Origin of the sequence: Thiovibrio frasassiensis, from assembly GCF_029607905.1 — a bacterium.
Lineage (GTDB): Bacteria > Desulfobacterota > Desulfobulbia > Desulfobulbales > Desulfurivibrionaceae > Thiovibrio > Thiovibrio frasassiensis.
The window spans coordinates 2355257-2379468 of the sequence record NZ_JAPHEH010000001.1 but is presented as its reverse complement, the minus strand read 5'-3'; the positions used below and the strand labels follow the sequence as shown (position 1 = coordinate 2379468).

At 57.7% G+C, this 24212-nt stretch carries 25 protein-coding genes and 2 riboswitches; of the genes, 6 read left to right on the top strand and 19 right to left on the bottom strand.

Annotated features, from left to right (window positions below; genetic code table 11):
- Positions 1–24: 24 nt before the first annotated feature.
- A complete protein-coding gene (locus tag OLX77_RS11175; RefSeq protein ID WP_307633682.1) occupies positions 25–711 on the bottom strand; it encodes an ABC transporter ATP-binding protein in 687 nt (228 codons plus the stop codon).
- Positions 712–1035: 324 nt separating this feature from the next.
- Between OLX77_RS11175 and OLX77_RS11170 the strand changes: the two genes are divergently transcribed.
- Together OLX77_RS11170 and OLX77_RS11165 are read left to right on the top strand one after the other, a co-directional pair.
- A complete protein-coding gene (locus OLX77_RS11170) occupies positions 1036–2220 on the top strand; it encodes a hypothetical protein (protein ID WP_307633681.1) in 1185 nt (394 codons plus the stop codon).
- A gap of 104 nt (positions 2221–2324) precedes the next feature.
- Positions 2325–3518, top strand: coding sequence for an ABC transporter permease (locus OLX77_RS11165; protein ID WP_307633680.1), 1194 nt, complete (start codon positions 2325–2327; stop codon positions 3516–3518).
- Positions 3519–3542: 24 nt separating this feature from the next.
- Here the strand turns inward: OLX77_RS11165 and cobJ are convergent, their stop codons facing one another.
- From cobJ to OLX77_RS11100, 13 genes are all read right to left on the bottom strand, one after another.
- Positions 3543–4238, bottom strand: a complete 696-nt coding sequence (cobJ, locus tag OLX77_RS11160) for a precorrin-3B C(17)-methyltransferase (RefSeq protein ID WP_307633679.1) — start codon at positions 4236–4238, stop codon at positions 3543–3545.
- Entirely contained in the window at positions 4235–5236 is a 1002-nt protein-coding gene (locus tag OLX77_RS11155; protein ID WP_307633678.1) for a cobalt-precorrin 5A hydrolase, read from the bottom strand. Before OLX77_RS11155 ends, cobJ begins: the two co-directional genes overlap by 4 nt.
- A gap of 3 nt (positions 5237–5239) precedes the next feature.
- Positions 5240–6019 (bottom strand): precorrin-4 C(11)-methyltransferase, encoded by a 780-nt coding sequence (gene cobM / locus OLX77_RS11150; protein WP_307633677.1) that lies wholly within the window; start codon positions 6017–6019, stop codon positions 5240–5242.
- Positions 6016–6741 (bottom strand): precorrin-2 C(20)-methyltransferase, encoded by a 726-nt coding sequence (gene cobI, locus OLX77_RS11145; RefSeq protein ID WP_307633676.1) that lies wholly within the window; start codon positions 6739–6741, stop codon positions 6016–6018. Before cobI ends, cobM begins: the two co-directional genes overlap by 4 nt.
- A complete protein-coding gene (gene cbiE, locus OLX77_RS11140) occupies positions 6738–7976 on the bottom strand; it encodes a precorrin-6y C5,15-methyltransferase (decarboxylating) subunit CbiE (RefSeq protein ID WP_307633675.1) in 1239 nt (412 codons plus the stop codon). The genes cobI and cbiE overlap by 4 nt, the downstream gene beginning before the upstream one ends.
- Positions 7977–8048: 72 nt before the next feature.
- On the bottom strand, positions 8049–9257 hold the full coding sequence (gene cbiD / locus OLX77_RS11135; RefSeq protein ID WP_307633674.1) for a cobalt-precorrin-5B (C(1))-methyltransferase CbiD: 1209 nt from the start codon (positions 9255–9257) through the stop codon (positions 8049–8051).
- A gap of 6 nt (positions 9258–9263) precedes the next feature.
- Positions 9264–9902 (bottom strand): precorrin-8X methylmutase, encoded by a 639-nt coding sequence (locus OLX77_RS11130; RefSeq protein ID WP_307633673.1) that lies wholly within the window; start codon positions 9900–9902, stop codon positions 9264–9266.
- On the bottom strand, positions 9899–11287 hold the full coding sequence (locus OLX77_RS11125; RefSeq protein WP_307633672.1) for a cobyrinic acid a,c-diamide synthase CobB: 1389 nt from the start codon (positions 11285–11287) through the stop codon (positions 9899–9901). The genes OLX77_RS11130 and OLX77_RS11125 overlap by 4 nt, the downstream gene beginning before the upstream one ends.
- On the bottom strand, positions 11277–12248 hold the full coding sequence (locus OLX77_RS11120) for an ABC transporter substrate-binding protein (protein WP_307633671.1): 972 nt from the start codon (positions 12246–12248) through the stop codon (positions 11277–11279). Before OLX77_RS11120 ends, OLX77_RS11125 begins: the two co-directional genes overlap by 11 nt.
- A 4-nt stretch (positions 12249–12252) precedes the next feature.
- A complete protein-coding gene (locus OLX77_RS11115; protein WP_307633670.1) occupies positions 12253–13044 on the bottom strand; it encodes an ABC transporter ATP-binding protein in 792 nt (263 codons plus the stop codon).
- Complete coding sequence (locus OLX77_RS11110) at positions 13041–14072, bottom strand: FecCD family ABC transporter permease (RefSeq protein WP_307633669.1); 1032 nt, start codon at positions 14070–14072, stop codon at positions 13041–13043. Before OLX77_RS11110 ends, OLX77_RS11115 begins: the two co-directional genes overlap by 4 nt.
- A 6-nt stretch (positions 14073–14078) precedes the next feature.
- Positions 14079–15068 (bottom strand): sirohydrochlorin cobaltochelatase, encoded by a 990-nt coding sequence (locus OLX77_RS11105; protein ID WP_307633668.1) that lies wholly within the window; start codon positions 15066–15068, stop codon positions 14079–14081.
- A 109-nt stretch (positions 15069–15177) separates the two neighbouring features.
- A riboswitch (cobalamin riboswitch) is annotated at positions 15178–15379 on the bottom strand.
- A gap of 69 nt (positions 15380–15448) precedes the next feature.
- A complete protein-coding gene (locus tag OLX77_RS11100; protein ID WP_307633667.1) occupies positions 15449–16423 on the bottom strand; it encodes a hypothetical protein in 975 nt (324 codons plus the stop codon).
- Between the two features lie 93 nt (positions 16424–16516).
- Positions 16517–16698: riboswitch (cobalamin riboswitch) on the bottom strand.
- Between the two features lie 168 nt (positions 16699–16866).
- On the opposite strand from OLX77_RS11100, the gene OLX77_RS11095 reads away from it, so the two are divergent.
- Entirely contained in the window at positions 16867–17445 is a 579-nt protein-coding gene (locus tag OLX77_RS11095) for an FmdE family protein (RefSeq protein WP_307633666.1), read from the top strand.
- Between the two features lie 28 nt (positions 17446–17473).
- The gene (locus tag OLX77_RS11090) at positions 17474–18499 is read left to right on the top strand and encodes a molybdopterin-binding protein (protein ID WP_307633665.1); all 1026 of its coding nucleotides are present in this window, start codon (positions 17474–17476) and stop codon (positions 18497–18499) included.
- Between the two features lie 3 nt (positions 18500–18502).
- On the opposite strand, the gene arfB is transcribed toward OLX77_RS11090, so the two are convergent.
- From arfB to OLX77_RS11065, 5 genes are all read right to left on the bottom strand, one after another.
- Positions 18503–18916: an alternative ribosome rescue aminoacyl-tRNA hydrolase ArfB gene (gene arfB / locus OLX77_RS11085; RefSeq protein WP_307633664.1), complete on the bottom strand. Its 414-nt coding sequence runs from the start codon at positions 18914–18916 to the stop codon at positions 18503–18505.
- Between the two features lie 53 nt (positions 18917–18969).
- Entirely contained in the window at positions 18970–19521 is a 552-nt protein-coding gene (locus OLX77_RS11080) for an HPF/RaiA family ribosome-associated protein (protein ID WP_307633663.1), read from the bottom strand.
- A gap of 86 nt (positions 19522–19607) precedes the next feature.
- Positions 19608–20093 (bottom strand): BCAM0308 family protein, encoded by a 486-nt coding sequence (locus tag OLX77_RS11075; RefSeq protein WP_307633662.1) that lies wholly within the window; start codon positions 20091–20093, stop codon positions 19608–19610.
- Positions 20094–20178: 85 nt separating this feature from the next.
- Entirely contained in the window at positions 20179–20547 is a 369-nt protein-coding gene (locus OLX77_RS11070) for a TraR/DksA family transcriptional regulator (protein ID WP_307633661.1), read from the bottom strand.
- Between the two features lie 185 nt (positions 20548–20732).
- Positions 20733–22184, bottom strand: coding sequence for a tetratricopeptide repeat protein (locus OLX77_RS11065; protein WP_307633660.1), 1452 nt, complete (start codon positions 22182–22184; stop codon positions 20733–20735).
- Positions 22185–22329: 145 nt separating this feature from the next.
- Here OLX77_RS11065 and OLX77_RS11060 point away from each other — a divergent pair, with 145 nt between their 5' ends.
- Together OLX77_RS11060 and OLX77_RS11055 are read left to right on the top strand one after the other, a co-directional pair.
- Positions 22330–23532 (top strand): M20 metallopeptidase family protein, encoded by a 1203-nt coding sequence (locus OLX77_RS11060; RefSeq protein ID WP_307633659.1) that lies wholly within the window; start codon positions 22330–22332, stop codon positions 23530–23532.
- 98 nt (positions 23533–23630) lie between these two features.
- Positions 23631–24209: a class I SAM-dependent methyltransferase gene (locus OLX77_RS11055; protein WP_307633658.1), complete on the top strand. Its 579-nt coding sequence runs from the start codon at positions 23631–23633 to the stop codon at positions 24207–24209.
- Positions 24210–24212 lie beyond the last annotated feature (3 nt).

Below are 24212 nucleotides of genomic sequence, written 5' to 3'. Positions count from 1 at the left end.
AAGGGCCGGCTCAGTCTGGGGATTTTAAAAAACTCGGGCACCCTGACTGGAAAGAACGCCCTGCCGCATGGAAAAAACCCTGGCGCCCTTTTGGGTGGCGGCAAGATCGCTGTTATGGGTAACGACCACAAAGGTGGTGCCCTGTTCATTATACCTTCTAAACAGGCCAAGGATATCACTTTCTGTTTCTTCATCCAGATCGCCGGTGGGTTCATCGGCCAGGATGATGTCCGGACAGTTGATAAAGGAACGGGCGATGGCGACCCGCCGTTGCTGACCACCGGAGAGCTGGGAGGGAAAAGCCTTGCCCTTGTCCGCCAAGCCGACCTGAGCGAGGATATCCAGGGCCAGCGCACGGCTGCCTGCAGGGTTCTGGCCGAAGCTCAACGGGAGCAGGATGTTCTCCATCACCGAGAGGGTGGGAATCAGGCTGGCAAACTGAAAGATGAAACCGATCTTGCTGTTGCGCATGGTGGAAAGGGCCCGGTCGGATTGCTGCCAATTTTCCACGCCATCAATAAAGACCTGCCCGCTGTCCGGGGAGGTCAACCCCCCGATCAGACTCAAGAGGGTGGTTTTCCCGGAGCCGGAATGGCCCAGAATAACCAGGAAATCCCCTTTGTCCACGGAAAGATTCACCGCATTGACGGCGTGAACCAGGGTCCCTTCCACCGGGTAGGTCTTGGTGATTTCCTTGCATTCGATGATCATGTGTATCCCCATGAGGTAGGTCGGTATTCAGCCGGGAGCAGGGGCAAGAAAAGACAGGAAAATGGCGCCGGACTTGATCCCCTGCAAAATTATTTGCCTCCGCATAAAAATGAGGTTGCCAATATACCATCGAGTGGTAATATCGTAAACAACCATGTGGCATTTTGTCGCATGGCAATTTGTCGCAGTATGCGAAGTCTATCTTGGCCAACATCGCTCTTCGGCTCTGTTGTCCAAGGTCATTATAAGTGAATAGACAGTTACCAGCTGTCGGATGTCGGCATGAGTTAATGAACTGCGGACATTTACAACGAGGAGAGAACAATGCATTTTTCCAAAGCTACCTGGCGCAACTCCCTGATCACCGGCACCATCGCCCTTGGCATGATGGGCGCAGCTGCCACCGCCAATGCGGCAAACTATGCCGGCACCGCTTACATCGCAGGCATGGGCGGCCATTTTGCCAAGGCCGTATTCAAGATTGACCCCAAGGCCGAGACCCCCATTATCATTGAAGAACTGGACAAGATCGACATCGGCGATGGAAAAACCCATCCTTTCCATGATGCCCGCATCGACAATAAGGATCGCAACACCATTTACTGGTCCACCTACAAGCCGGATCATTCTGCCAACGATGTGTATCACTATGGCAAAACCGACCTCAAAACCGGTAAGGTTCTCGTAGACAAGACCTTTCCGGTTCCGGCCAAGGTCATGAGCACAAAGGCGGGTTACTGCGCTTCCGCTCAGACCAAGGACTATTTCATGCCCATCTCCATGAACAAGCCTGGCTATATCAGCATCATCGACAAGAAGACCATGGAGATGAAGCACAACATCTTTTTGGAAGGCACCGAGGCTGACATCAAGGGCGGCGTTAAGTACACCCACGGTATCAACTCTCCGGACATGAAGGAAATCTTCATCACCCTCAACGAGTCAAACTCCGCTCCGGACAACAAGGAACTTGGCGATGTCATCGGCAAGATGCACATGTTCGTGCTTGACGCAAAGTCGCTTGAGCAGGGCAAGGTAAAGGTTCTGCGTAAAGGCGTGGCAGACGGCAACTTCAAGTCCACCGTCAGCTTCCGTCAGTACTACTCACCGGACGGCAAGTACATTGCCAACGCCACCGGGGACATCCTTTTTATTGTTGACGCAAAAACCTTGAAGACCGTGTCTTCCGTGACCATGGCCAACCTGGAAGAGACCCACGACGCCATCTTCACCCCGGACAGCAAGTACGTAATGATCACCACCCGCACCAAGGCCATTCTCCCCGGCTGCAAGGATCCTGTTAAGCCGGCTGACGGCGAGTGGCGCATGGACGGCCAGATGCGTCTTTTTGACGTCGCTGCCAAGAAAATTGTCGGCAAGGCGAGCTCCACCTGCCTGAAATGCCATGACGAGCAACTCGGCACCGGCGAAGACGCCCCCCATGCCATTCTCTGCGGTCTTGATGTAAACTGGGCCGGAAAGGCAGCAAAGACCGCGAAAAAGAAATAAGTTCCTTTCAGTACTTATTTGTTCTATAGGAAAACCGGGGGGCTGCTGCCCTCCGGTTTTCCTGTTTCAACTCCCCCAACCTCCTCAGTGACAGCCAAAGCCCTATGACTCCCCGCAACGCATACTCCATCATTGCCATTGCCTGGAAAGGCGTCTCCCGGAAGATGTTCCGCAACCTGATCCTGATGTTGGCGGTTGGACTCCTGGTCGGGTTGCTGACCTTTGCCATGCTCTTCAACAAGGCGGTGGAAGAGGATATCGAGGCGGCGAGCCAGCGGCTTGGGGCAGACATTGTCATCGTACCCTCCGAGGCCAAGGGCACTGCCGAAGAGTTCATCCTGGACAGCAGGATCAAGAGTTTTTACATGGACAAGTTTGTCTTCGACGACATCAGCCAGTTGCCGGATATCAAGCAGGCAACCTACCATATCTATCTCAACACCCTTTCTTCCGGCTGTTGCAGCATCGATGAGGGGCAGGTCATTGTTTTTGATCAGGACAAGGATTTTGTGATCGCCCCCTGGCTGGAGGTCGGGCCCAAGCATTTGCAACCGGGTCAGGTCTACGTGGGGAGCTATGTCTATGAGTATCTCGGGTTGATCAACACCGCCAGTCTGTTCGGCAAGGGGGTCAAGGTGGTCGGTCATCTCCAGCAGACGCGCACCGGCCTGGACCATGGGGTGTTCATGCGCCTCGACGACCTGAACAAGATCTCTCCCGAGGCAACGGGGGGATATAAAGCCGGCAAGATTTCCATCATCTTCATCAAGGTAAAGGATGGGGTCTCCACCGACAAGGTGGTCGCTGATATTCGGAGAGTGAATCCCACTGTGGGGGTGATGACCAGGGGGGATATCGGCGCCGATGTCCGCAATACCTTGGGCGACATCATCCGGGTCTTTTCCATCACCATCCTGATCTCTTCGCTTCTCGCCCTGCTCCTTGCCTGGTCGACCTTCACCGTGCTCGCCAACGAACGGCGGCGCGAGGTCGGCATTTTGCGCGCCATCGGCGCCCACCAGATCCATATCATGAAGATCTTCCTGGCCGAGGCCTTGTTGATCAGCTCCATGGGCGGTCTTGCCGGTGTGCTTATCGGCCATTCCCTGATCCATTATCTGGCCAAGGACTTTTCCCTGCTCCGCACCCTTGGCGCAGTTTCGACCATAACCGCGGGCAATATTACCATCGGGCTCATCGCCATGGGGGTGGGCATCGTGATTTGCCTGGTCGGCGCAGCGATTCCCATTCTCCGTCTGGCCCGGATGGAACCGCTGCTGGCAATCAAGGACGCGTGAGCACCAGCAAGGGCTGATAGCTTCTTAGAGCGCGTACTTTGCCGCATATCCCCGGGGAGTCACCATAAACCCCTGCCAGGCAAAGGTCATGGAGTTGCCGACGATGATGGTGGTCTGCATGTCGATCTCGCTCTCCAGCATCTTCGCTAGGGTGGTGAGCACGATCCGTTCGTTCTCGCGGGTGGCGGCGGTAACAATACCCACCGGCGTCTCCGGATCGCGATGCGCCAGCAAAATCTCCCGGGCCTTAACGATATGCTCGGCCCGCTTCTTCGACTTCGGATTATAGATCACCACAACAAAATCAGCGGCGGCCGCAGCCTCAAGCCGTCGCTCGATCTTTTCCCAGGGGGTCAGCAGGTCGGAAAGGCTGATCGCTGCAAAATCATGCATGAGCGGTGCGCCCAAACGGGCGGCGCAGGCATTGAGCGCGGCGATGCCTGCAATCACCTCGATATCGACAGAAGCATTCTGCTCTCGGGCCATCTCAAAGACCAGACCGGCCATGGCATAGATCCCTGGGTCGCCTCCGGAAACCAGGGCCACTTTCTTGCCCTCGGCCGCCAGATCCAGCGCCTTGCGGCAGCGGTCAACCTCCTTCATCATCTGGGAGGCGATCACCTCCTTGCCCGCAAGAAATTCAGGGATCAAATCAAGGTAGGTCTGATAGCCGACGATTACCTCGGCTGCAGCAAGGGCCTCGCCCGCCGCAGGAGTCATATGTCTTGCAGAACCAGGTCCTGTTCCGACAACGTACAGTTTGCCCTGGCCACTGCCATGGTTACATTGTGCCATTTTCTTTTCCCAACCAGTAGATCGTTACTCTGTGCGCTGAGCAGGGCAGCAGGTTCGGCCACACCGACCGCACCGACATGGTGCAGCGCCGCTTCGGAAACCGCGACACCCGCAACCCTATTCAACTCGTCCTTATTAAAAAAATCTATGCCTACGCCCAACTCTTGCGCAAAGGCCAGCAATCCGATCTCGTCGTCTTTGAGATCGATGGAGGCCAGATTGCGGATACTCAACGTCGACAGCCCCTGTTCGCGAAACAACTCCCCGCAGGCCTGGTGGAGTTCGGCAACCGGAACCCCACGGTTGCACCCGACTCCGACCACCAGATTTTTAGGGCGGAAGACCACGGCGGAGCCATATTCTCCGAGACGACAAGTCACCACAATATCCGCCAGCTCCGGCCCGGCAACCGGTACCAATCCACGGGGCAGCGAAGCAATGTGCCCCTCGGCATACAGGGTCAGGCTGCCGGTATTGACCAGCCTGGCACTGGCCCGGGTCAGCCCCTGCTTGCTCTCGCAGACAAGATTCTGCGCCTTGGCCCAGAGATCCAGGGAAACAAGGCCCAAGGTGTCCGAGGCGGTGGTGATCACCGGCTCGCCGCCGCAGAGAGCCGCTACCCGACAAGCCAGGTCATTCCCCCCGCCCAGATGGCCGGAAAGCAGGCTGACGGCATGACGGCCCAACTCATCCACCACCACCACGCAGGGGTCGTGCTCCTTGCCTTGGAGAAGCGGAGCAATAGCCCGCACCACAATACCGGTGGCCATGATGCAAATAAACCCGTCCATCTCCCGCCAGTACCTGGCAAGGGTCTGCGCCACCCCCTCCTCCTGCACCAGCAGAGCGCCCTCCATTATGGCCGCCAAGTCAGCGGCCAGCCTCTTGCCGCCGGCGGTTATGGCGAGAATCCCGATCTTCATATCTTATTGAGCCGCATCCCGATAACCGTGACTGAAATGACGGTCATAGAGCTTGGAAAGCGCCGGGGGCGGGGCACTGGCCAGGACCTTGCCCACCGCGATGATCGCGGTCTTGGTGATCCCCGCTTCCGTTACCTGGGCCGCAATGGTCGCAAGGGTCCCGCGGAGAACCCGCTCCTCCGGCCAGCTCACCTTTTCGACCACGGCCACCGGGGTATCCTGCGGGTAACCGCCGCTGAGCAGATCAGCAACAACCTCTTTGATCATGCCGATACTGAGCAGGATCAGCATGGTGGCCTGATGACTTGCCAGGGAGGCGAGGGACTCCTGCTCCGGCACCGGGGTCCGCCCTGCCCTCCGGGTGATGATCACGGTCTGCGAGACCTCGGGCAAGGTCAGTTCGGTGGCCAGGGCTGCGGCGGTGGCCACGGTGGAACTCACGCCGGGGACCACCTGAAAGGAGATCTTGGCCGCAAGCAGACGGGCGATCTGCTCATTGATGGCCCCATAGATCGAGGGGTCGCCGGTATGGAGGCGAACCACCCTTTTCCCGTTCTGTTGCGCGGAGATCACCAGTGCCATAACCTCGTCCAGATTCAGGCCGGCAGAATTATGCACCTCCGCCTTTACCCCGACAAGAAGAGCCTCCGGCACCAGACTGCCGGTATAGACGATGCAATCCGCCTCCCGCAGCAACCGTTGTCCCTTGACCGTTATCAGTTCCGGATCGCCGGGTCCGGCCCCCACGAAAAAGACCGGGAAGCGCTCGTTGGCCGGACTCATGATTTTCTCACAATGATGGTGGAAAAGTAGTGGGGCTGCTCATGGAGGGCGGTGGTCAGATCGCGCCTGATCCGCTGGCCGGACTGGCTCGAGCGCTCGACCAGCACCGCCTTGTCGAGGAGATCCATCTCTTTTAACAGAGGCACCAGCCGGTCCATCACCCGGTGCACCTTCATGAGAACCACCGAATCGAACTGCTCCAGGATCTCCCGCAGGCGGCCATTTTCAAAGGTGGCCGGAATGACCACCAGTCGGTCATCCCCAAGGCAGAGGGGTTGGCCCGCCGCCGCCGCGGAAGCGCCGATGGCGGAGACGCCCGGAATGATCACCACCGGCAGGTCCGGAGCCAGCGCAAAAAGGGTTTCGCAGACATAGAAGCCGGTGCTGTAAATGGCCGGATCGCCGAGGGTGGGAAAGGCCACATCCCGGCCCGCCTGCAGATGGCCGACGATCTGGGCCGCTGCCGCATCCCAGGCCTTTTTCACCTCGGGATCCGGGCGTTTCCCCATGCGGATCTTTTTCATGGGAAAATGGTGGGTGACGATCTCCTTGTCGCCCCGATTCACCACCCCTTCTGCGATCCCCAAGGCCGTACTTTCTCCGTCCTTTTTCGCCGCCGGCGCGAGCCACACCGTGCAACGCTCCAAAATCCGAACCGCCTTGAGGGTCATCAGCTCCGGATCGCCCGGGCCCACCCCGACTACATATAATGTTCCCTTCATTTGCTTCCTGTCATAACGGTTATGGGATTTAAAACCTTTGCCGGGTTACTCTCCGGAAAAGTCGTTCGTTCAATCTGTACCTTGGTCAAGGCAACCTTCAAGCCGTGTGCCGCCATGCATGGCGGGGCCTCGGCCACGGTTTTGAGGATCACCCCGTTCACCACCATCCTGCCCCCGCAAGGCAACCGCTGGGCAGCCTGGCCGATGATCTCCGCCAATTTGCCACCGCTGCCGCCGATAAAGACCCGGTCCGGGTCCGGCAAGGTGCTTACAACGGCCGATGCCTCACCCTGAACGGGGATGATGTTGTAGCAGCCGAAGTCCCGGATATTGCGCTGCACATTAGCAAAGGCCTCGGGATGCTGGTCCACGGCAAAGACCGTCAAGCCCGGCTGCAGACGGGCAGCGGCCACGGAGATGGAACCGCTGCCGGCACCGAGGTCCCAGAGCACCCCGGTGCTCGGCAGCCTGAGGGCATGCAGGGTTACGGCCCGCACCTCATCCTTGGTGATCAGGCCCCGGCTGTGGGCAATCTCCTCTTCGGTAAGACCGAAAGCCAAAAATTCCGCTGCAGCAAGAGGCGGCCGGGTCACGATCAGCACATTCAGCGCAGCAAACTGCTCCGCCGCCGTCTCTGCCGGGGTGCCGGAAAAAAGACGCTCCTCGGCAGTGCCGAGATTTTCGGCAACATACATCCGGCACCCGTGCAACAGGGGTTGCTCCTCAATCAATTCCAGATAATCAATAAGCTCTTTGGCCAAATGGGCTGGGGTGTTGTGCCCATCGGTAAAAACAAAAGTCTTCTCCCGTTCCAGCAGCAGGCCGGGGGAATGCAGGGTTTTCCTCCCGTGGAGGCTGACCATCTGCATGTCGTCCCAGGGGAGATGAAACCGACCACACGCCTCCTGCATGGTGGAGAGGGCCGGAAGAATGAGCAGTTGATCCGAGCCGAATTCCTTGAGCAGCCTGCGACCGATCCCGAAAAACAAGGGGTCGCCGCTGGCCAATACCCCGACATCCCCGCTGTCCAGCCCCAAGCGGATTCCTTCCAGGGCCGAAGCCAAGGGGGAGATGACCAGTTTCTCCGCCGTCATCTCCGCCACCTGAACCAGATGGCGGGGATCGCCGACAATGAGTCCGCAGCGAGACAATACCGATGTCTGTTCACCGCTCAGCCCCTGGCAACCGACGCCGATTAGAATCAACCTAGGCCGTTGTGACAATTGACTCTTCATCTGGTCTGCCCCAACGGCATAAGGAGCCGTATGAAAACGATTAAGCATCTACAGGTATGCACGGAACGGCTCCTAAACATGCAACTCCACCCGGGTGTGGCTGTTCACCAGATAGACCCGCACCGGAAGCCCGGAAACCTTTTGGGCATAGCGTTGCGCCGCTTCGCAGACCCCTCGGATCAAATCGTCTCTCCCTGCTTCCACCAGCCTTTCATGGATCTCCCTGGCGGTATTGACCTCTCTGAGACTCTCAAGCAAAGGCGGTTCCGCCCCCAGCTGAGCGAGAAGCGCCAAGCCGTCCTGAACCTCCAGCGCGCCGTGTCGGACATGGGTCTGGGGGGTCTGCAATGCCGCCTTCATGATCTTGGCCCACATCCCGGCCAGATGGATCTTTGTAAAACCCCGTCGGGCCGCGGCCAGCAGGGAAAATTCCAGGTAATCTCCCATCATGGCATACGCCTCCTCCGGCAGGGTGAGCATGGTCTGCACCCCCTTTTCCGAGGTGCGGCCGGTGGAAAGCACCACCTCCGTGAGTCCACCCTCCTTGGCCACGGCCAGAGAGGCCTCGATCGTTGCGGTCCAGGCTTCGGCGGAAACGGGGTGGACAATGCCGGTGGTGCCGAGGATGGAAAGACCGCCCACTATGCCCAACCGATGGTTCAGGGTTTTCTCCGCCAGCTCTTCTCCCTTGACCACGGAAATCTCCACCAGAAGTTTCTTCCCCGGCTCCTTGCCCAACCCTTCGAGAACCGCAGCCAGTATCATCCGGCGCGGTACCGGGTTGATCGCCGGTTCCCCAACCGTTACCGCAAGACCTCGCTTGGTGACCCTGCCAACCCCCGCTCCGCCGCTAAGGAAAATAGAGGTCTGCTCCAGCCGAACACAGTTCAGCTCCCCCTCCCTCGATGGGAGGGGGTTGGGGGGCGGGTGAACTAGCAACCTGCCTGGTTCATCGCTGTTTCCCCCTTTTCCTAACCCTTCCCCGCCGGAGGGGAGGGAACTTTTGCAGGAGGCTCCTTCCGGAAAAAAAGAAACCGTGGCCACGATCTCCGCCCCGTTGGTCACATCCGGATCATCCCCGGCATCCTTGAGTATCGAGGCCCGGGCAAGACCGGCCTTGACTTGGCAATGATGCACGACAAAGGCATAACGACTGCCATCGGGAAAGGGAATTTCCACCCTCTCGGGCCGGCGGCGGCCAAGAAGCAACAGAACCGCCGCCTTAGCCGCCGCAGCCGCACAGGCACCGGTGGTATATCCGCTTCGCAGTCTGCGTCCCATGGGACTCTATGCCTCTTTTGCCAGGCGGATCAGGGCGTTGACGATGGCCACGGCCACCGGAGTGCCGCCCTTTCTCCCCCGGCAGGTGATAAAGGGATAATTCTTTTCGCTCAACAGCTCCTTGGATTCGGCGGCATTGACAAAGCCCACCGGCACTCCGACCACCAAGCCCGGGCGAAGGGACTTATCCATCTTCTGCCAGCACTCCATAACTTTCAACAGGGCGGTGGGTGCGTTGCCCACCGAAACGATACCGACATTTTCCAGCAATCCTTGCTCTATGGCGACCTCGGAACGGGTCAGACCCCGCTCTTTGGCAAGCCGAGTCACTTCCATCTCCGCCACCCTGCAAATCACCTTGCCTCCCCAATGCGCCAGCAACCCCTTGCTCACCCCGGCCGCGCCCATGTTGACGTCGGTCAGGATGTTGCGTCCCGCCCGGATCGCGGCAATGCCGGCGTCGATGGCCTGGGGATGGAAGATCAGGGATTCGGCAAAGGAGAAGTCTCCGGTGGCATGGATCACCCGCTGCACCACCTGAAAGGTCCTCGGCTCAAAATCATTGGGGCCAAGCTCCTCGGCGATGATCCGAAAGCTTTCCGCCTCGATCTCCTCGGGTCGAATCTGCATGATGGTGCTCTTCATTGTTCCTCTCCCAAGGGGCTGCCAGGTCGGCAGGCCCGGACAAATTCCACTGCCATCCGCGGGTTGAAGCCGAAGTGAAGATGCAGATAGCCGCCCAAGACATTGTTATAACGATACCCTTCACGGCTGTCTATGCGGTGAACACCGCGGTTCACCGCATAGATGCGTTCGATCTGCACAGGCATCTCGTCGATTACCGAGTAATGGAACTCATGGCCCCGAAACAGGCTGCCGGCCGGGCCGAAAAAACAATCCTGTTCGAGCCGGACCTCACGGTAGCCAAGGCTGGCCCGTTTTTTCTGCATCCGAGCCGTCACCGGAAATACCCCAACCATGGGCAAGACGCCAACATCATCTCCGGCAATTCCTTCGGTGAGATACATGAAGCCGCCGCATTCAGCATAGAGCGGACGGCCGGATTCACCCCAATCATACACCGCCTGCCGCATCCCAAGATTGGAGGAAAGCTCCCTGGCATACAGTTCCGGGTAGCCGCCGCCCAGATAGAGGCCGTCCAGCCCCTCGGGCAGCTGATCGTCTGCCAGGGGGCTGAAAAAAACCAGCTCCGCGCCCGCAGCCCGCAAGAGATCGAGATTATCCTCGTAATAAAAACAAAAGGCCCTGTCCCGGGCCACCCCGATCCGTGCCTGCACCACCACACTTGCTTGCCGGGCCGGGGCATGATCAAGCGCGGGCACGGTGGCGGTTGCCGCCAGCTCCAGTAACCGCTCCAGGTTGATCTGGGCCTGAATCGTCTCGGCCAACCTGGCCAATGCCTCGGGGCTGATGGGCTGTTCCTCTCCGGTAAAGAGACCAAGATGCCGGGCGGGCATGGCAAAATCGAGGCTCTGGGGCAGATGCCCCAATATCTCGGCCCGGCAATGGGCGCGGATGGCCCCGCTCACCAGTTCAAGATGCCTGGGGCTGGCAACCCGGTTGAGGATCACCGCCACCGGGGCCACCTCGGGATCGAGGGTTTCAAAGCCTTTGAGCACCGCAGCCACGCTCTCCGCCGCAGAACGCACATCAAGGATCAGCACCACCGGCACACCCAGCCCTTTGGCCAGGGCGGCGCTGGAAGAAAGCTGGCCGTCGAACATGCCCATGACCCCTTCGATCACCGAGATCTCCGCTTCGGCAGCACCGGCGGCGAAGGTCTCCCGCACCTGTTCCGCCCCCATCATCCACAGATCCAGATTCCGGGAAATGCGGCCGCAGGCCAGCCGATGCAGACCCGGATCGATAAAATCCGGGCCGCACTTGAAGGGCTGCACCGTATGCCCCAGCATGCGCAGGGCGGCCAGCAGACCCAGGGTGATGGTGGTCTTGCCGGAGCCGCTGCTGGTGCCGGCAATCAGGAAGGCGGAGCGACGGTCAGCGTCCATCGGCAGCCGCTTTTTTTTGTCCCCCACCAGGAAACAGCTCGGGATACAGCAGACCAGCGATGGTTTTTATGCCCTCAATGATCCGCAAGGTTGGCCGGGCAACCAGGTGTTCGTCAACCAGATAGACCCGGTTGTTCCGCACCGCCTTGATCGCCTGGAATCCTGGTTCCTGGATGATAGTCTCGATGGACACCGGATTCATCCGTCCCAGCTGGGCGAGAAAAACCTCGATCTCCGCACCCTTGGCCAGGATCTGCTCCTTGCCGTAGGCAGCGATATTGGTTTCCCGAACCTGGCTGGCATCCGCGGCCACGTTAATGCCCCCGGCCTGTTGCAGCGCATAGCTGGCAATGCTTTCCTGGGCAAAGGTCTTCATCTTGGTGTGGATCGCCTCAAAATAGACCTTGGTTCGCTTCTTTTCCGGCACCTTGCTTATGATCCTGCGGATTGCCGCAAGCTCCGTCTGAAAGGTGGCAACCATCTCCTCGGCCTGGCGCGTTTTGCCGGTGAGCACCCCAAGGGCACGCCAATAATCGAAGATCTCCTCCACCGTGTTGGGCTGGAGGGAAACCACTGTGATCCCGGCCCGACGCAGGGTGGCCAGCAGCTGCGGCGCGGTGCGTTCGATCATCGGCCGGACCAGCACCAGGTCGGGCCTAGCCCCGATGATTTTCTCCGCATCTTCCCGGTAGCTGAAATGCTTTTTGTCTTTGAGCTGGGGCAGATCTTCATCCGCGCCTTCAATGCCGATGATCTCTCTGTCAAGCCCCAGGCTGACCAGATTCTCGGTATGGGCCGGGTAAAGCGAGATGATTCGGGTATATGGTTTACTGACCGTAACCGTCTTGCCTTCGCTGTCCCGAAAGGTAGCGGGAACTGTACCAGCACTGGCGGGTGGGTTGAAACCTGCCAGCAGAGCGACAAGAACAAGAAAAAGCAGACGCATCGTTATTGCAGGCACAATGTTAACTCCAGTAGCGAAAAGAAATCTGTTGGGTATTACTGAACTGGTCAAACCCCACCCTGCTCTCCACCCCGAAAACCTTTTTGATCAGAGCCGCTTCCAGTACCGTTTCGGTGGGGCCGCAGGCCGCAACCTTGCCACCCTGCATGAAGATAATCTCGTCGCAGTAAGCCGCAGCCAGGTTCAGGTTGTGGATCACCGCGATCACCGTTCGCCCTTCTTCTTTGACCAGGTTGCGCGCCACGTTGAAGATCTGCATGGTGTAGCGCACATCCAGGCTGGAGGTCGCCTCGTCGAAAAGCAGATACGGGGTCTGCTGGGCCAGGGCCCGGGCCACGACGACCCGCTGTTTTTCCCCGCCGGAAAGCTCATTGACAAAACGGTCCTTAAAATGGCTGATGCCGATGGCCGCCATGGCCGCCTCAACCTGGCGCCAATCTTCCACTGCCGGGGAGGCGAAACGGCCGATATGCGGATGGCGTCCCATGAGCACCACCTCCTGCACGGTAAAGGCAAAATCGATGCCAAAATCCTGGGGGACCAGGGCAACAAGCCGGGCCAGATCGCGGCGGCGGTACGCAGCCACCGGCCGATCCATAAAGCTGACCCTTCCCCGGTCGGGGCTCTTGCCGCCGGTGAGCAGATCGAGGAAGGTGGTCTTGCCGCAGCCGTTGGGGCCGACAATGCCGTAGAACCTGCCCGGCTTAAGAGTGATATCCAGACCGACCAGGGCCGGAGTCGTACCGTAGGAAAAACTGACCCCGGACAGGGCAAAACCGTTGTCCGGTGTCATGCCGCCCTCCTTTGCCGTCTGCGGAAGATCACGCAAAAAAACGGGCCGCCGATCAGGGCGGTGAGCACACCGATTGGCACCTCCACCGGCAGGACCGCACGGGTCACGGTATCGGCCACTAGAAGAAGCAAGGCGCCGGCCAGGATGGAAACCGGCAGCAGCTTCCGGTTATCCGGCCCCACCAGAAAACGCATCAGGTGCGGGACAATGAGGCCGATAAAACCGATGATCCCGGAAACCGAAACACAGACCGCAGTCACCAGGGAGGCCCCCAGGAGCAGAATCCAGCGCACCCTGGTGCTCTCTACCCCCAAGGTATCCGCCGACCTGCTGCCCAGACTGAGGATATTGAGATCCCTGGCGTAATACAGGGACAGAACCAGACCGCAGAGCACCGCCCCCGCCACCACCCACACATCCAGCCAGGTGCGGGAGGCGAAGCTGCCCATGAGCCAAAAGATAATCACCGCCACCTGCTCGTCCGCCAGATATTTTAAAAAGCTGATCCCGGCCGCCAGAATGGCCCCGACAATGACGCCGGAAAGAATCAGGGTGTTGGCCGAGATCTGCCCGTTGAAGCTGGAAAGATAAAGGACCACCAGCAGGGTTATGGCCGCACCGACAAAGGCAAAAAGAGGCACGGAAAAATGACCCATCATGCTCAGGTTGGCCAACAAAGCCAGGGCCGCGCCGAAGGCCGCGCCGGAGGAAACCCCGAGGGTATACGGGTCCGCCAGCGGATTCAGCAGGATACCCTGGTAGATGACGCCGCTCATGGCCAGGCCTCCCCCGACCAGGGTGGCGGTGAGAATTCTCGGCAGCCGCACCTCGAAAACCACAAAGGGAAACACCGGATCCATCCCGCCAAGCAGCGCGGGATTGGCGGTGAGCCGAGCCGCAATCACCCGGACAATATCCCCACCGGGCACAGCGATATGCCCCATGCCGGTGGCATAGATGATGGCGCCAAGAGTGGCTGCCGCCAAAGAGAGGCTGAGCAGCCATATTTGGTATCCACTGCGGGTCATTGGTTTTTATATCCCTTCATCGGTCATGGCATCCTTGATATGCTGGGCAAAGATGGCGGCAAAGGTATCGGACTCACCCAAGCCGGTGAGGGAGGCGGCCACATCGATGCCGCGACCCTCAAGCAGGCTTTTCAGGGAATCCGGCTCCGAACCGGCCATATCATTCTTGGCATGGTCGCCGGCCACGGTCATGAAGGGTTTGAGCAGCACCTTTTTCGTTTTATCCGCCTTCAGTTCCGCGAAAAGGACAGCGTTGTCCGGAAAACCCTCAACCATGGTAACATAGATGCGCACCCCGGGATAGCGCTGGCGCATCACCTGTTCGAACTCCATATAGGCCCCGGTGGAATAATGCTCGTTGCCATGGGCGAAATAAACCAACGCCCGCCCGGCTTTTCTGGCCAGCTCCACATCCGGGGCCACAACAGCCGCCATCTTTTCGATGTCGTGGCGATACTCGTGCTCAATGCCGAAGGTTCCCAGGGCAGGACGTCCAAGGAGGATCTTTTTAAAGGGCATGTTCCGCTTCTTCACGGTCTTAATGCTGTTCAATCCCGCGACATAACCGGCCAGATCGGCAAACTCCTCGCTGCTTGAGATATGGGTCGGTTGCACCACGATATAGCCATAGCCTTCGTCCTGCAAGTCGGCGATGGTGGCCAACGGCCCTTTGACATTAAGGACTTCCCCCGGCACTTCTAGATGCTGAGCCGCATAAGTTGGGTCTTGACGCCGCTCCTGCCAGATCCTCCGGATGATGTTCGAGGTAAAGGCCAAGCGGACCGGGATCCCGGGCAGCTCTTTCTGGATCTGCTCCCGGATGTTGAGGATGCCGTCCAGCCCGCTTTCATGGCTGGTGCCGAACACCGCCAGCACCACCGCCGTTTTTTTCTCAGCCTTGGCAGCCTGGGAAGCCTGGACAGCCGTGGCGCCAAGCACCAAAAACAGGGCGACCAGCAACGCAACACCATTGTGCACCATTCTTTGCAAACGCATCTTTTTTCTCCATCTTTCAAAAGGTTAATACATTTCCTTCAAAAAAAGACGGCATCCCCCTGCTGTGGTAATTTTCGCGCAAGGCCGGAAACCTTTCCTCGAAGGCGGCAGCAAAACAATCAACGAGGCAGGTTTCCTGACTTTTCCCAAAACCGGTTCGCCTTCCCGCCCCATGACAGAGGACAGTGGCCTGAGAACCGACTTTCCCGCTTCCCGGTGGAAGCAGGAGGAAATTACAGTGGCGGGACCGTTCCCGATTTGCACGGGATTCCCTTTTAAGCCCAATGGGCGCCTTATTGACACAACACGTGTACAACTAAGTTGAAAACTTAAAAACCGGCAATTTCCCTCCAACTCCAGAGTAATTCCTCGTTCCACCCTCAGCCAAGCGGCAGAAAATAATATCCCAGGCCAACAGCGATCACCGAGGCCAACCGCAAGACCTGACTCACCCCTACAAGCTCAAGGGCAAGCTTCGGGGAAAAGATGCCGACATAGTAAGGGAATTGGTGCCGCACCGCCCGAATCGGGGTGGAGAGGATATTGCCGACCAGGAGAGCAAGAACCACCTCTTTATAGCTGAGGCTTTTCGCTGCCAGCAGGGCTCCGGCCGCCGCCAGACCAGCGGAAAACTCCACGGTGACATGGGCCATGACAATGCCAAGGCTTTGCGGCTGGAGCCAAGCAAGAAACCAGACCTTGGTGGCAAATACTTGCTCCAGCCAGTCAAACACCCCGTGTTTACCCAGGTAGAAGAAGAGGATGTACACGGGCACGGTAAAATAGATGAGCCCCTTGATCCGCTTACGAAATCGCTGCACGCTTTTTTTCAGGGCCTGGTGCCAGTCGATTTTCTCGCGGACCAGGGGGGCTACCTCTCCCAGCTCTCCCTGCAGGGGGGGGAGCAAGATCCTGCCACCGATAACCACCACAACGGTTTGCAGCATTGCCGCGGCAAAAGTCAGGGCCAGGTACAGCAGGGCAGCCATTTTTATCAGCGGTGCGGTCAGGAAAAAAACCGTAGGGAGATGGAGAAAAAAACGGGGCAGACCGTTAAAAAGGTTGGCAAGTACCAGCTCTTTTTTGCTCAGCTGGCCCTTATCAAAGGCCTCGGCCAACATGGTATTTGCCGTTACCCCGGAGAAAAAAGCCATGGAAAAGCTGGCCCCGGAGACGGGGGAAAGTCTGCCCAAACGCACCAGGGGTCGGGTCAGGGAGGCCAAGCGGTGCGTCCAGTTGAGGGCCTCGATGAAATTCGCGGCGATCAAACCCACGGACATCCAAAAGAGGATCTTCGTCAGCGGCCAGATGAGATGGGCCCAAAGCGAGGTGATAAAATGAAGATCCAGCACCATAAAAAAAAATCCCCGGACCGATTTTCTCGATCCGGGGAGGCCCTGTTTCATCCACGGCAGATCATAACACGACCACTTGTCCACGGCGATCATGCAGTATTATTTGTCAAGGCAGGTCTTCTGACTTCCGGTTCATCCTTGTTTCGCGCCTTCCCATTCTAAAAACAGTGGCGTGATTGCGAAACGCGTCCCCGGTTACAGCGGCGGGCCCGTCCCCGATTTACACGGGGTTCCCGTTTAAGCTCCCATGGAGCACCTTGGAAAGGATTATTTAGCATATTCAACGAAACTTTGCATCATTCTTCTTTCTTGCCCGCGATGTCACTTGACAACGCACTCCCTGGCGGGTTTCACTGGCAAAATTCGACACGATCACCTAAAGTGAACCTCTGTGCTTATCAAGCACCCTAAAAAGTCCACCCTGCACATGGCGGAGATACCGTATGGAAAACTTTGAGACATTACTTGAACGATCAACCAAGATCCACGGCCACATCTGCGCGGGCCAGGTCATCGGGGTACGCATGTCCATGATCGGCCTGCGGGAGATCGGCATCGAAGATCCCAAGGCCCAGCGTAAGGAGTTTTATGTGCTGGTGGAGATCGACCGCTGCGCCACCGACGCCATCCAGACCGTCACCGGCTGCTCTCTGGGCAAACGCTCCCTCAAATGGCTCGATTACGGAATCATGGCCGCAACCTTTGTCAACCTTAAGTCTGGCAAGGCAGTGCGGATCACCGCGCTGGAGGAATCGAGAGAGACCTCGAAAAAATACTGCCCGGAAATCGGCGACAAATACAAGCAGCAGCTTGAGGCCTACCGGATCATGCCCGAAGAGGAGCTTTTCAAGGTGCAGTCGGTTGCGATCACCGTGCCCGAAGAGGATATGCCCGGCCGTCCTATGCGGCGGGTGCAATGCGAACAATGCGGCGATTGGGTGCAGGATTGTCGGGAGGTCATCAAGGACGGCAAAGCGTTGTGCAAACCCTGCGCCTTTGGCCGTTATTACGAAATAATGTAAACCCGTTTGGGTTCTTGGAGTATCGCAGATGACAAAAACAATCCCGGTTGAGCAGGCCGTCGGCATGGTCCTGCCCCACGACATCACAGAGATCCGCACCGAGGAGTTCAAAGGCCGTGCCTTCAAGAAGGGTCACATCATTCAGCCTGAGGATATCGAACGTCTGAAACGGCTCGGCAAGGACAACATCTATGTGCTGGAGCTCGGGCCCGACGATATCCATGAAAACGAGGCGGCCGAACTGATGGCCGGAGCCCTTGCCGGACCGGGAACCCTGGTATCCGGCGAGCCGGTGGAAGGCAAGCTCAACCTCGTGGCAGCCCATGACGGGTTGCTCAAGGTCGATGTCGATTCCCTCTACCGCTTCAACCTGCTGGGAGAGGTCATGTGTGCCACCCTGCACAACAACACCCCGGTTAAAAAAGGCGACCAACTCGCCGGAACCAGGCTCATCCCCTTGGTTTCCAAACGGGAGATCGTCAACACCGCCGTGGAGTTAGGGGAAAAGGACGGAGGAATCATCACGGTCGCCACCCTAAAAAAGGCCAAGGCCGGGCTGATCATCACTGGCAACGAGGTCTTTCACGGGAGGATCAAGGATGCCTTCGAACCGGTCCTGCGCAAGAAACTGGAAAAGCTCGGTTCGGAAGTGGTTGCGGTCCGCTTCGCCCCGGACAATATCGAGACCATTGCCGCGGAGATAAAATCCTGTTTAGAGGCGGGGGCGGATATCATCATCACCAGCGGCGGCATGTCCGTGGATCCGGATGACGTGACCCGGCAAGGCATTGCCAGGGCCGGTGCCAAGGATATCGTTTACGGCACCCCGGTGCTGCCTGGGGCCATGTTTCTCGTTGGCTATATCGGCGAGGTGCCGGTCCTGGGCTTACCTGCTTGCGGCATGTTCCACAAGATTACCGTTTTTGATCTGGTTCTGCCCAGAGTGTTGTGCGGGGAGAAAATCAGCCGCCATGACATGGCAATGCTGGGACATGGCGGCCTGTGCAGACAATGCAAAACCTGCGCCTATCCGATCTGCGGCTTCGGCAAGTGACCGTTACTCCGAGACCTTGCCGCGCATGGCTTTCACCTTGCCCCGCTTCTCCTTGCCTTCCAAACGCCTTTCCTTGGCGCCGCGGGAGGGTTTGGTGGGCCTGCGTTTCCGCTCCTGCTTGACCGCGCCTCTGATCAGTTCTCCCAGCCGTTCCAGGGCATCGGCCCGGTTCTTTTCCAGACTGCGAAACTGCTGCGCCTTGATGATGATCTCGCCGTCCTTGGTGAGGCGCTGATCGCTTAAGGCCAGCAGCCGCTCCTTGTAGAAATCAGGCAGCGACGAGGCGCGGATATCAAAACGCAGGTGCACGGCGGAAGAGACCTTGTTGACATTCTGGCCACCGGCACCCTGGGCCCGAATGGCGGTAAGCTCTATTTCATTTTCCGGGATATCAACCGTATCTGAGACCTGCACCATCTCTTCTCCGCACCATCATGCTGCTTTTTTCTCGTTTCACACCCTTTGCCGGGCTAAGGCTTAACCACACGCACACTGCTTGCCTGGGGGCCATCGTTCCCCTGCTCTTCGACAAACCGCACCTCCGCCCCGAGCACAAGATCCCCAAAGTCCGCATTGATGAGACTGTTACGGTGGAAGTAGATATCGTCACCCGCCCCGGTGAGAATTCGGCCGTAATCCTCATAGGGATAGAGTTCGCTGATTGTGCCTTGGGGCATCTCCTCATGGGCCTTCACCTCGCCTTTTTGCCGGCTGACAAAATCCCGCAATTTCCGTTGGGCGGTGTCAAAAACGTCCCGCACCACCACATGCGCATCATGATAAGATTTGTGCAGATCAGGCTCCCGATTGATCACAATGGTTTCATGGGGCAGGCTGATATCGATGGAGGCATGAAAAAGCCCTCCCTTGCGCTGATGCTTGGGCGGTGCCTCAACCACGACCCGGCAGCTGACAATGGTGTCACAGATATGGTCCAGCTTCTCCGCTCTCTCCCGGATATAAGACTCCAGAGCCTCGGAGGTGGTCATGTTCCGGAAGGTAATCTGTAAGGGTACTTGCATAGTTTCTCTCCCCGCTGAAAAATGTTTTCATTTATAAATCTATTCCGCCGAAAGTAAACACTGTTCACCAATGGCAACACCACCGGTCAATCGCGCAACCAGGTCACCCGGATGCTCTGTTCACCATCACCGTAGGCAAGTTCCAGCTCGCCCTGATAGGAATGTTTCAAGACCTCCCCGATCCGGCGCGCCAAATGGATGCCGGTGGTGGTCAACTCCTTATGCTCGGGAGTATCGACAATACCCATGAGCCGTTCCATGGGATGTTCTCCCTGTTCCTGTTTTTCCGTATTGCGGATCAGGTTATGGATCTCCGGCCAATGGTGTCGAGAAAAACTTCCCTTGATCATAAGGATGCCGGCGGGAAAATCATCGGCAATACGCTGACAGGCAGGACAGATCTTTTCTTTCGCCTCGGGGGGAGCGGTATCCCAGGACCATCTGCCGCCGTGAAATAAAGCCCTGCACTCTTTGCAGACCGTTGGTTCCGGCCACTTTTCCCAGGCTCGATAAGCATCGTGCCTTTTTTCCTGAATCAGACGATCCCTTCTTCCATATTGACTCTTTTCCATGTTTTCCCTCCTCAACAATCTGATATCCACAGAGAAAGATCATCGATCCAGACAAAAGAATTTTGGGAATTAGTTATTGTTCCAGTCATGGAAGTGCGGGCGGGACCCTTTTTTTCTCCTCAGCCCTGGCACTGCAGGCAAGACACAGGGGAGTGGCAGGCAAAGCCTGCAGCCGCGACAGGGGAATCTCCTTGGCACACCCTTCGCATTTTCCATACTGCAGGGTATCCATCTTATCAAGAGCATGATCGATTGCCTCAATCTCCTCCTTTTCCCGCGCATCAAGCTGTCCATACAACTCGGAGAGCTCAGCCTTTTGCGCCTCCTCCTCAAACTCGATATCCTTCTCGGCAAGGCTTTGCCAGCCATTATCGAGATGCTGTAAGCGTTGAAAGATTTCCCGGCGCATGGCGATGAGTTTTTCTTTCAGCAGATCCATTTCCTGAACAGACATGGCAGCCCTCCTTCTCTAAAATCAACCTGCAGACAGAGTCATTTTTTTAATTATACAGCCAAGGGGGGACTGAAACTCAAGGGATTTATTGATAGCCGTCCGAAATGAGCGCAGGGCAGAGAAGCCCCGGTAGTGCGGACAAGCAGGGAATCAGGGAGAAAGCGGGGAGAAAATGACAAGGAAACTCAGAAACCTAGGAGAAAAAGCTCCCCCGTGATCCAAGTGCCCTTTTCCTTACGGATGTTCGCGGACTGGGTGCTGAGTATGCGAAAACCATGACGGGCGGCCAGCGTTTCGATGTAGGAAAAGGCGTGCGCATAGCGTCCGGATTGGCACAACTGATAGCCCTGCCCCGCCAGCTGCTCGGTGGAGAAGAGGAATCTTCCGTTTCTGGCAAGAGCTTGTGCCAGGGTGGCAAAAATCCTGTCCAGCTCGCCCACATAAATCAGGACATCCGCCGCGACAATCAGGTCGAAGGGATCGTGGTTCTGTTCCAGAAAGGTGACGATCTCCTCTACCACCAGTTCATCGTACACCTTCTTGGCTGCAGCAGAGGCGACCATCTTCGGGGAAAGATCCACCCCGACCCGGTACGCACTGATATCCTGAAAAATCTGCCCGACCAACCCTGTGCCGCAGCCAAGATCCAGGAGACGCTTACAATGGGTTACCCCCCCAGAGTCAGCAAGCAACAGGCTTTTGAGTTCCCATGGGGTCCGGTATTCCAAGTCAACCAGCAGCCGCTCTTCAAAATGGCTGGAAAAGCTGTCAAAGAGTTCGGCAATATAGGCTGAAGGAGCGACCGGGGTTGTTACTCCGGTGAGGGCGGCAAGGATATGACGGGCCGAGACCGCATTATGATCCAGCTCGATAAGCCGGCTATAACAACCAATGGCGGCATCCACCCTGTCCTGGTCAAGATAAAGAACCCCGAGGTTGCCGTGGGCCGCGCCATATTCAGGGCGCAGGGCAACGGCGATCTCCAGTGAGGCAATGGCGTCATCTTTGCACCCGAGCGCTTTATAAACCAGGGCTAGGTTATAATGCACCTCCGCATCATCCGGGGCAATCTCCATGGCGCAGAGATAGGATTGCACGGCCTCTTCCAGCCGCCCTGCCTTTTTGCAGGCCAAGCCAAGATTAAAATGGATATCGGCATCCTGGGGATTGAGTTGCGCCGCCCGATGATAGGCATTGATGGCCTCACTCATTCGGCCCTGCGCCAGGTGGGCGGTGCCGAGATTATAGGCCGCCTGCCAGTGCATCTCATCCAGGGCGAGAACCTTTTGGAACTGCTCGATGGCCATCTGGTGCTGTCCCAGGGAGTAATGGGTTATGCCAAGCTCATAGGCGATTACCGGTTCCATTGGCACCAAGGAATGGGCGCGACCAAACCAGTGGACAGCCTCTTCCGGCGCCCCCGTGGCCCGATGGAGAATGGCCAGATAAAAACAGGCATCGACATGCTCAGGGCATAGGGAAATGGCCTGACGATAGAGGGAAATCGCCGAGTCTGCCGCTTCCTGCCGGTGCAGGTCAAGGCCTCGGTGAAAAAAATCGTCCGCGGTGCTGGGGCATGGCCGGCTATTTTCGCCGGCCTGCTCGTTTGTCTGCACAGGGCGTGAGTCTGTGGTCATCGGCATCAGAAAGATGAATTTTAATGATGTAGTGCTATCAAGTTCGAATTATGATGATTGTGTGACGAAGAGAAAAAATAACCCAATAACGCAAAGTCGCAAGTAAAATTGTCTAAAAAAAAACAAGCGATGGGACACTCCGCCTATGAAAATCCTGCCACCCCCCAGCAATCAGCAGATCGCCAGGATGCAAGAGATTCGCCGCCAGCTCCACCGGCATCCGGAACTTGCCTTTGCTGAATTTGCCACGGGACGTCTTATCGCCGAGCAACTGGGAAACCTGGGGATTCAGTGCCGGGAGCAGGTGGGGCGGACAGGCATTGTCGCCAACCTGGGTCATATGGAACCGGGCACCCCCTGCGTTGCCCTGCGGGCGGACATGGACGCCCTGCCCATTACCGAGGAGACCGGCCTGCCCTTTGCCTCGGAAACTCCCGGGGTGATGCATGCCTGCGGCCACGACGGCCATGTGGCCATGCTTCTCGGCGCAGCCGCACTGCTCAAGGGGATCGAACTTCCAGGCCGGGTAGCCCTCATCTTCCAGCCCGCCGAGGAAGGCGACGGCGGGGCGCAGGGCATGATTGCCGATGGGGCTTTGGACGGGGTCGAAGCCATCTTTGCCGGCCATATCGACCGCAATTACGAACTGGGCGAGATTGTCGTGCAGCCCGGCTTGATCTCCGCCTTTACCGATGAATTCACCATCGAAATATACGGCCCAGGGGGGCATGCGGCCAAGCCCCACGAAACCGCGGACTCCATCTTGGCGGCAGGTCAACTCATCACCAGCATCCAGGGGATTGTCGCCCGTGAGGTGCATCCCTGTTTCCCCGCCGTAATCACCATCGGCACCATCCATGGCGGCAGCGCCGCCAATGTCATCGCCTCACAGGTGACCCTTACCGGGACCATTCGCACCACCAGCTCGGAGACCCGCGCTCTCTGCATCGCCAGTCTGCAACGGATGACCCTGGCCCTGGAGCAGTTGCACAGGGTTACAACCTCTTTTCGTTTTGTGGAGGGATATCCGCCGGTGGTCAACGACCCTGCCGCAACCCGCATCGCCGCAGAGGTGGCTGCCGGAATCGTAGGCCAAGCCAAATTGAAAGGGCAACCCCTGCCCAGCCTGGGCGGCGAGGATTTTTCCTTTTTCCTGCAAAAGGTTCCCGGTTGCCTGGTGCGTTTTGGCGCGAAACATACTGAGTTGCACGATGGACCAGCGCATAGCCCGCGTTTCGACTTTGACGAAGAAGTACTGCCCATAGGCGCCCGGTTTCTGGCGCAAACCGCACTCAGCGCCTTAGAGCGTATGGGAGAACTCCCTCCTCCATCACAAGAGAGCGCATAGTCCCCCGGCAGAGAACTTTCCGAAGAATTTATGCCCAATCCGTGGTATAGACCTTTTTTGTCCGTCCCTTCTCCTGCAACCCTCTTTTTTGAAAAGATATGGATAACGAAGAAAACGATATTTTTTTCAACATCATCAACCGATTCGTCGGCTTTTACAGTCGGGATGCTGTCAAGGAAACACGCAACGACCCCGATTGCGAATATCCCTTTGTGGCCATGGACACCAGGCAGATCTTTGCCCAGTTTTCCTTTGTCAGTACCTTCCTCGGACTTGACCATGCTGGACAGACCGCCCGGCAGCCGCGCATCCTTGATGTGGGCTGCGGAATCGGCAATGTGCTCCTCGTTGCCGAACAGTTTGGTTTTGAGGTCTACGGGATCGAAAAGGATGCGTATCCTTTCCGGATTGCCGCCCGGCTCATCGGCGAGGAACGGATTGCCCAGGCTGATATCTGGAGCTATGAAGGCTACGGCAATTACGAGGTGGTCTATTACTACCGGCCCTTTTCCGGACGCGATCAGCAACTGCGCTTTGAAAAACTCATTGAAGAGAGCATGCAGACCGGGGCGATTCTCATCGCGAACCACAAAAACAGCGATGCCATCGACCGGGACCATCGTTTCAAAAAGCTCAGCCCCTCCCTGCCGATCTGGCAAAAAATCAGGGAGACCTAACAC

What these genes read in the sequence shown, in the direction of transcription:
- OLX77_RS11175 (WP_307633682.1), bottom strand. Translation starts at nt 711, where the DNA reads ATGATCATCGAATGCAAGGAAATCACCAAGACCTACCCGGTGGAAGGG.
- OLX77_RS11170 (WP_307633681.1), top strand. Translation starts at nt 1,036, where the DNA reads ATGCATTTTTCCAAAGCTACCTGGCGCAACTCCCTGATCACCGGCACC.
- OLX77_RS11165 (WP_307633680.1), top strand. Translation starts at nt 2,325, where the DNA reads ATGACTCCCCGCAACGCATACTCCATCATTGCCATTGCCTGGAAAGGC.
- cobJ (WP_307633679.1), bottom strand. Translation starts at nt 4,238, where the DNA reads ATGACTCCTGCGGCGGGCGAGGCCCTTGCTGCAGCCGAGGTAATCGTC.
- OLX77_RS11155 (WP_307633678.1), bottom strand. Translation starts at nt 5,236, where the DNA reads ATGAAGATCGGGATTCTCGCCATAACCGCCGGCGGCAAGAGGCTGGCC.
- cobM (WP_307633677.1), bottom strand. Translation starts at nt 6,019, where the DNA reads ATGAGTCCGGCCAACGAGCGCTTCCCGGTCTTTTTCGTGGGGGCCGGA.
- cobI (WP_307633676.1), bottom strand. Translation starts at nt 6,741, where the DNA reads ATGAAGGGAACATTATATGTAGTCGGGGTGGGCCCGGGCGATCCGGAG.
- cbiE (WP_307633675.1), bottom strand. Translation starts at nt 7,976, where the DNA reads ATGAAGAGTCAATTGTCACAACGGCCTAGGTTGATTCTAATCGGCGTC.
- cbiD (WP_307633674.1), bottom strand. Translation starts at nt 9,257, where the DNA reads ATGGGACGCAGACTGCGAAGCGGATATACCACCGGTGCCTGTGCGGCT.
- OLX77_RS11130 (WP_307633673.1), bottom strand. Translation starts at nt 9,902, where the DNA reads ATGAAGAGCACCATCATGCAGATTCGACCCGAGGAGATCGAGGCGGAA.
- OLX77_RS11125 (WP_307633672.1), bottom strand. Translation starts at nt 11,287, where the DNA reads ATGGACGCTGACCGTCGCTCCGCCTTCCTGATTGCCGGCACCAGCAGC.
- OLX77_RS11115 (WP_307633670.1), bottom strand. Translation starts at nt 13,044, where the DNA reads ATGACACCGGACAACGGTTTTGCCCTGTCCGGGGTCAGTTTTTCCTAC.
- OLX77_RS11110 (WP_307633669.1), bottom strand. Translation starts at nt 14,072, where the DNA reads ATGACCCGCAGTGGATACCAAATATGGCTGCTCAGCCTCTCTTTGGCG.
- OLX77_RS11105 (WP_307633668.1), bottom strand. Translation starts at nt 15,068, where the DNA reads ATGCGTTTGCAAAGAATGGTGCACAATGGTGTTGCGTTGCTGGTCGCC.
- OLX77_RS11100 (WP_307633667.1), bottom strand. Translation starts at nt 16,423, where the DNA reads ATGGTGCTGGATCTTCATTTTATCACCTCGCTTTGGGCCCATCTCATC.
- OLX77_RS11095 (WP_307633666.1), top strand. Translation starts at nt 16,867, where the DNA reads ATGGAAAACTTTGAGACATTACTTGAACGATCAACCAAGATCCACGGC.
- OLX77_RS11090 (WP_307633665.1), top strand. Translation starts at nt 17,474, where the DNA reads ATGACAAAAACAATCCCGGTTGAGCAGGCCGTCGGCATGGTCCTGCCC.
- arfB (WP_307633664.1), bottom strand. Translation starts at nt 18,916, where the DNA reads ATGGTGCAGGTCTCAGATACGGTTGATATCCCGGAAAATGAAATAGAG.
- OLX77_RS11080 (WP_307633663.1), bottom strand. Translation starts at nt 19,521, where the DNA reads ATGCAAGTACCCTTACAGATTACCTTCCGGAACATGACCACCTCCGAG.
- OLX77_RS11075 (WP_307633662.1), bottom strand. Translation starts at nt 20,093, where the DNA reads ATGGAAAAGAGTCAATATGGAAGAAGGGATCGTCTGATTCAGGAAAAA.
- OLX77_RS11070 (WP_307633661.1), bottom strand. Translation starts at nt 20,547, where the DNA reads ATGTCTGTTCAGGAAATGGATCTGCTGAAAGAAAAACTCATCGCCATG.
- OLX77_RS11065 (WP_307633660.1), bottom strand. Translation starts at nt 22,184, where the DNA reads ATGACCACAGACTCACGCCCTGTGCAGACAAACGAGCAGGCCGGCGAA.
- OLX77_RS11060 (WP_307633659.1), top strand. Translation starts at nt 22,330, where the DNA reads ATGAAAATCCTGCCACCCCCCAGCAATCAGCAGATCGCCAGGATGCAA.
- OLX77_RS11055 (WP_307633658.1), top strand. Translation starts at nt 23,631, where the DNA reads ATGGATAACGAAGAAAACGATATTTTTTTCAACATCATCAACCGATTC.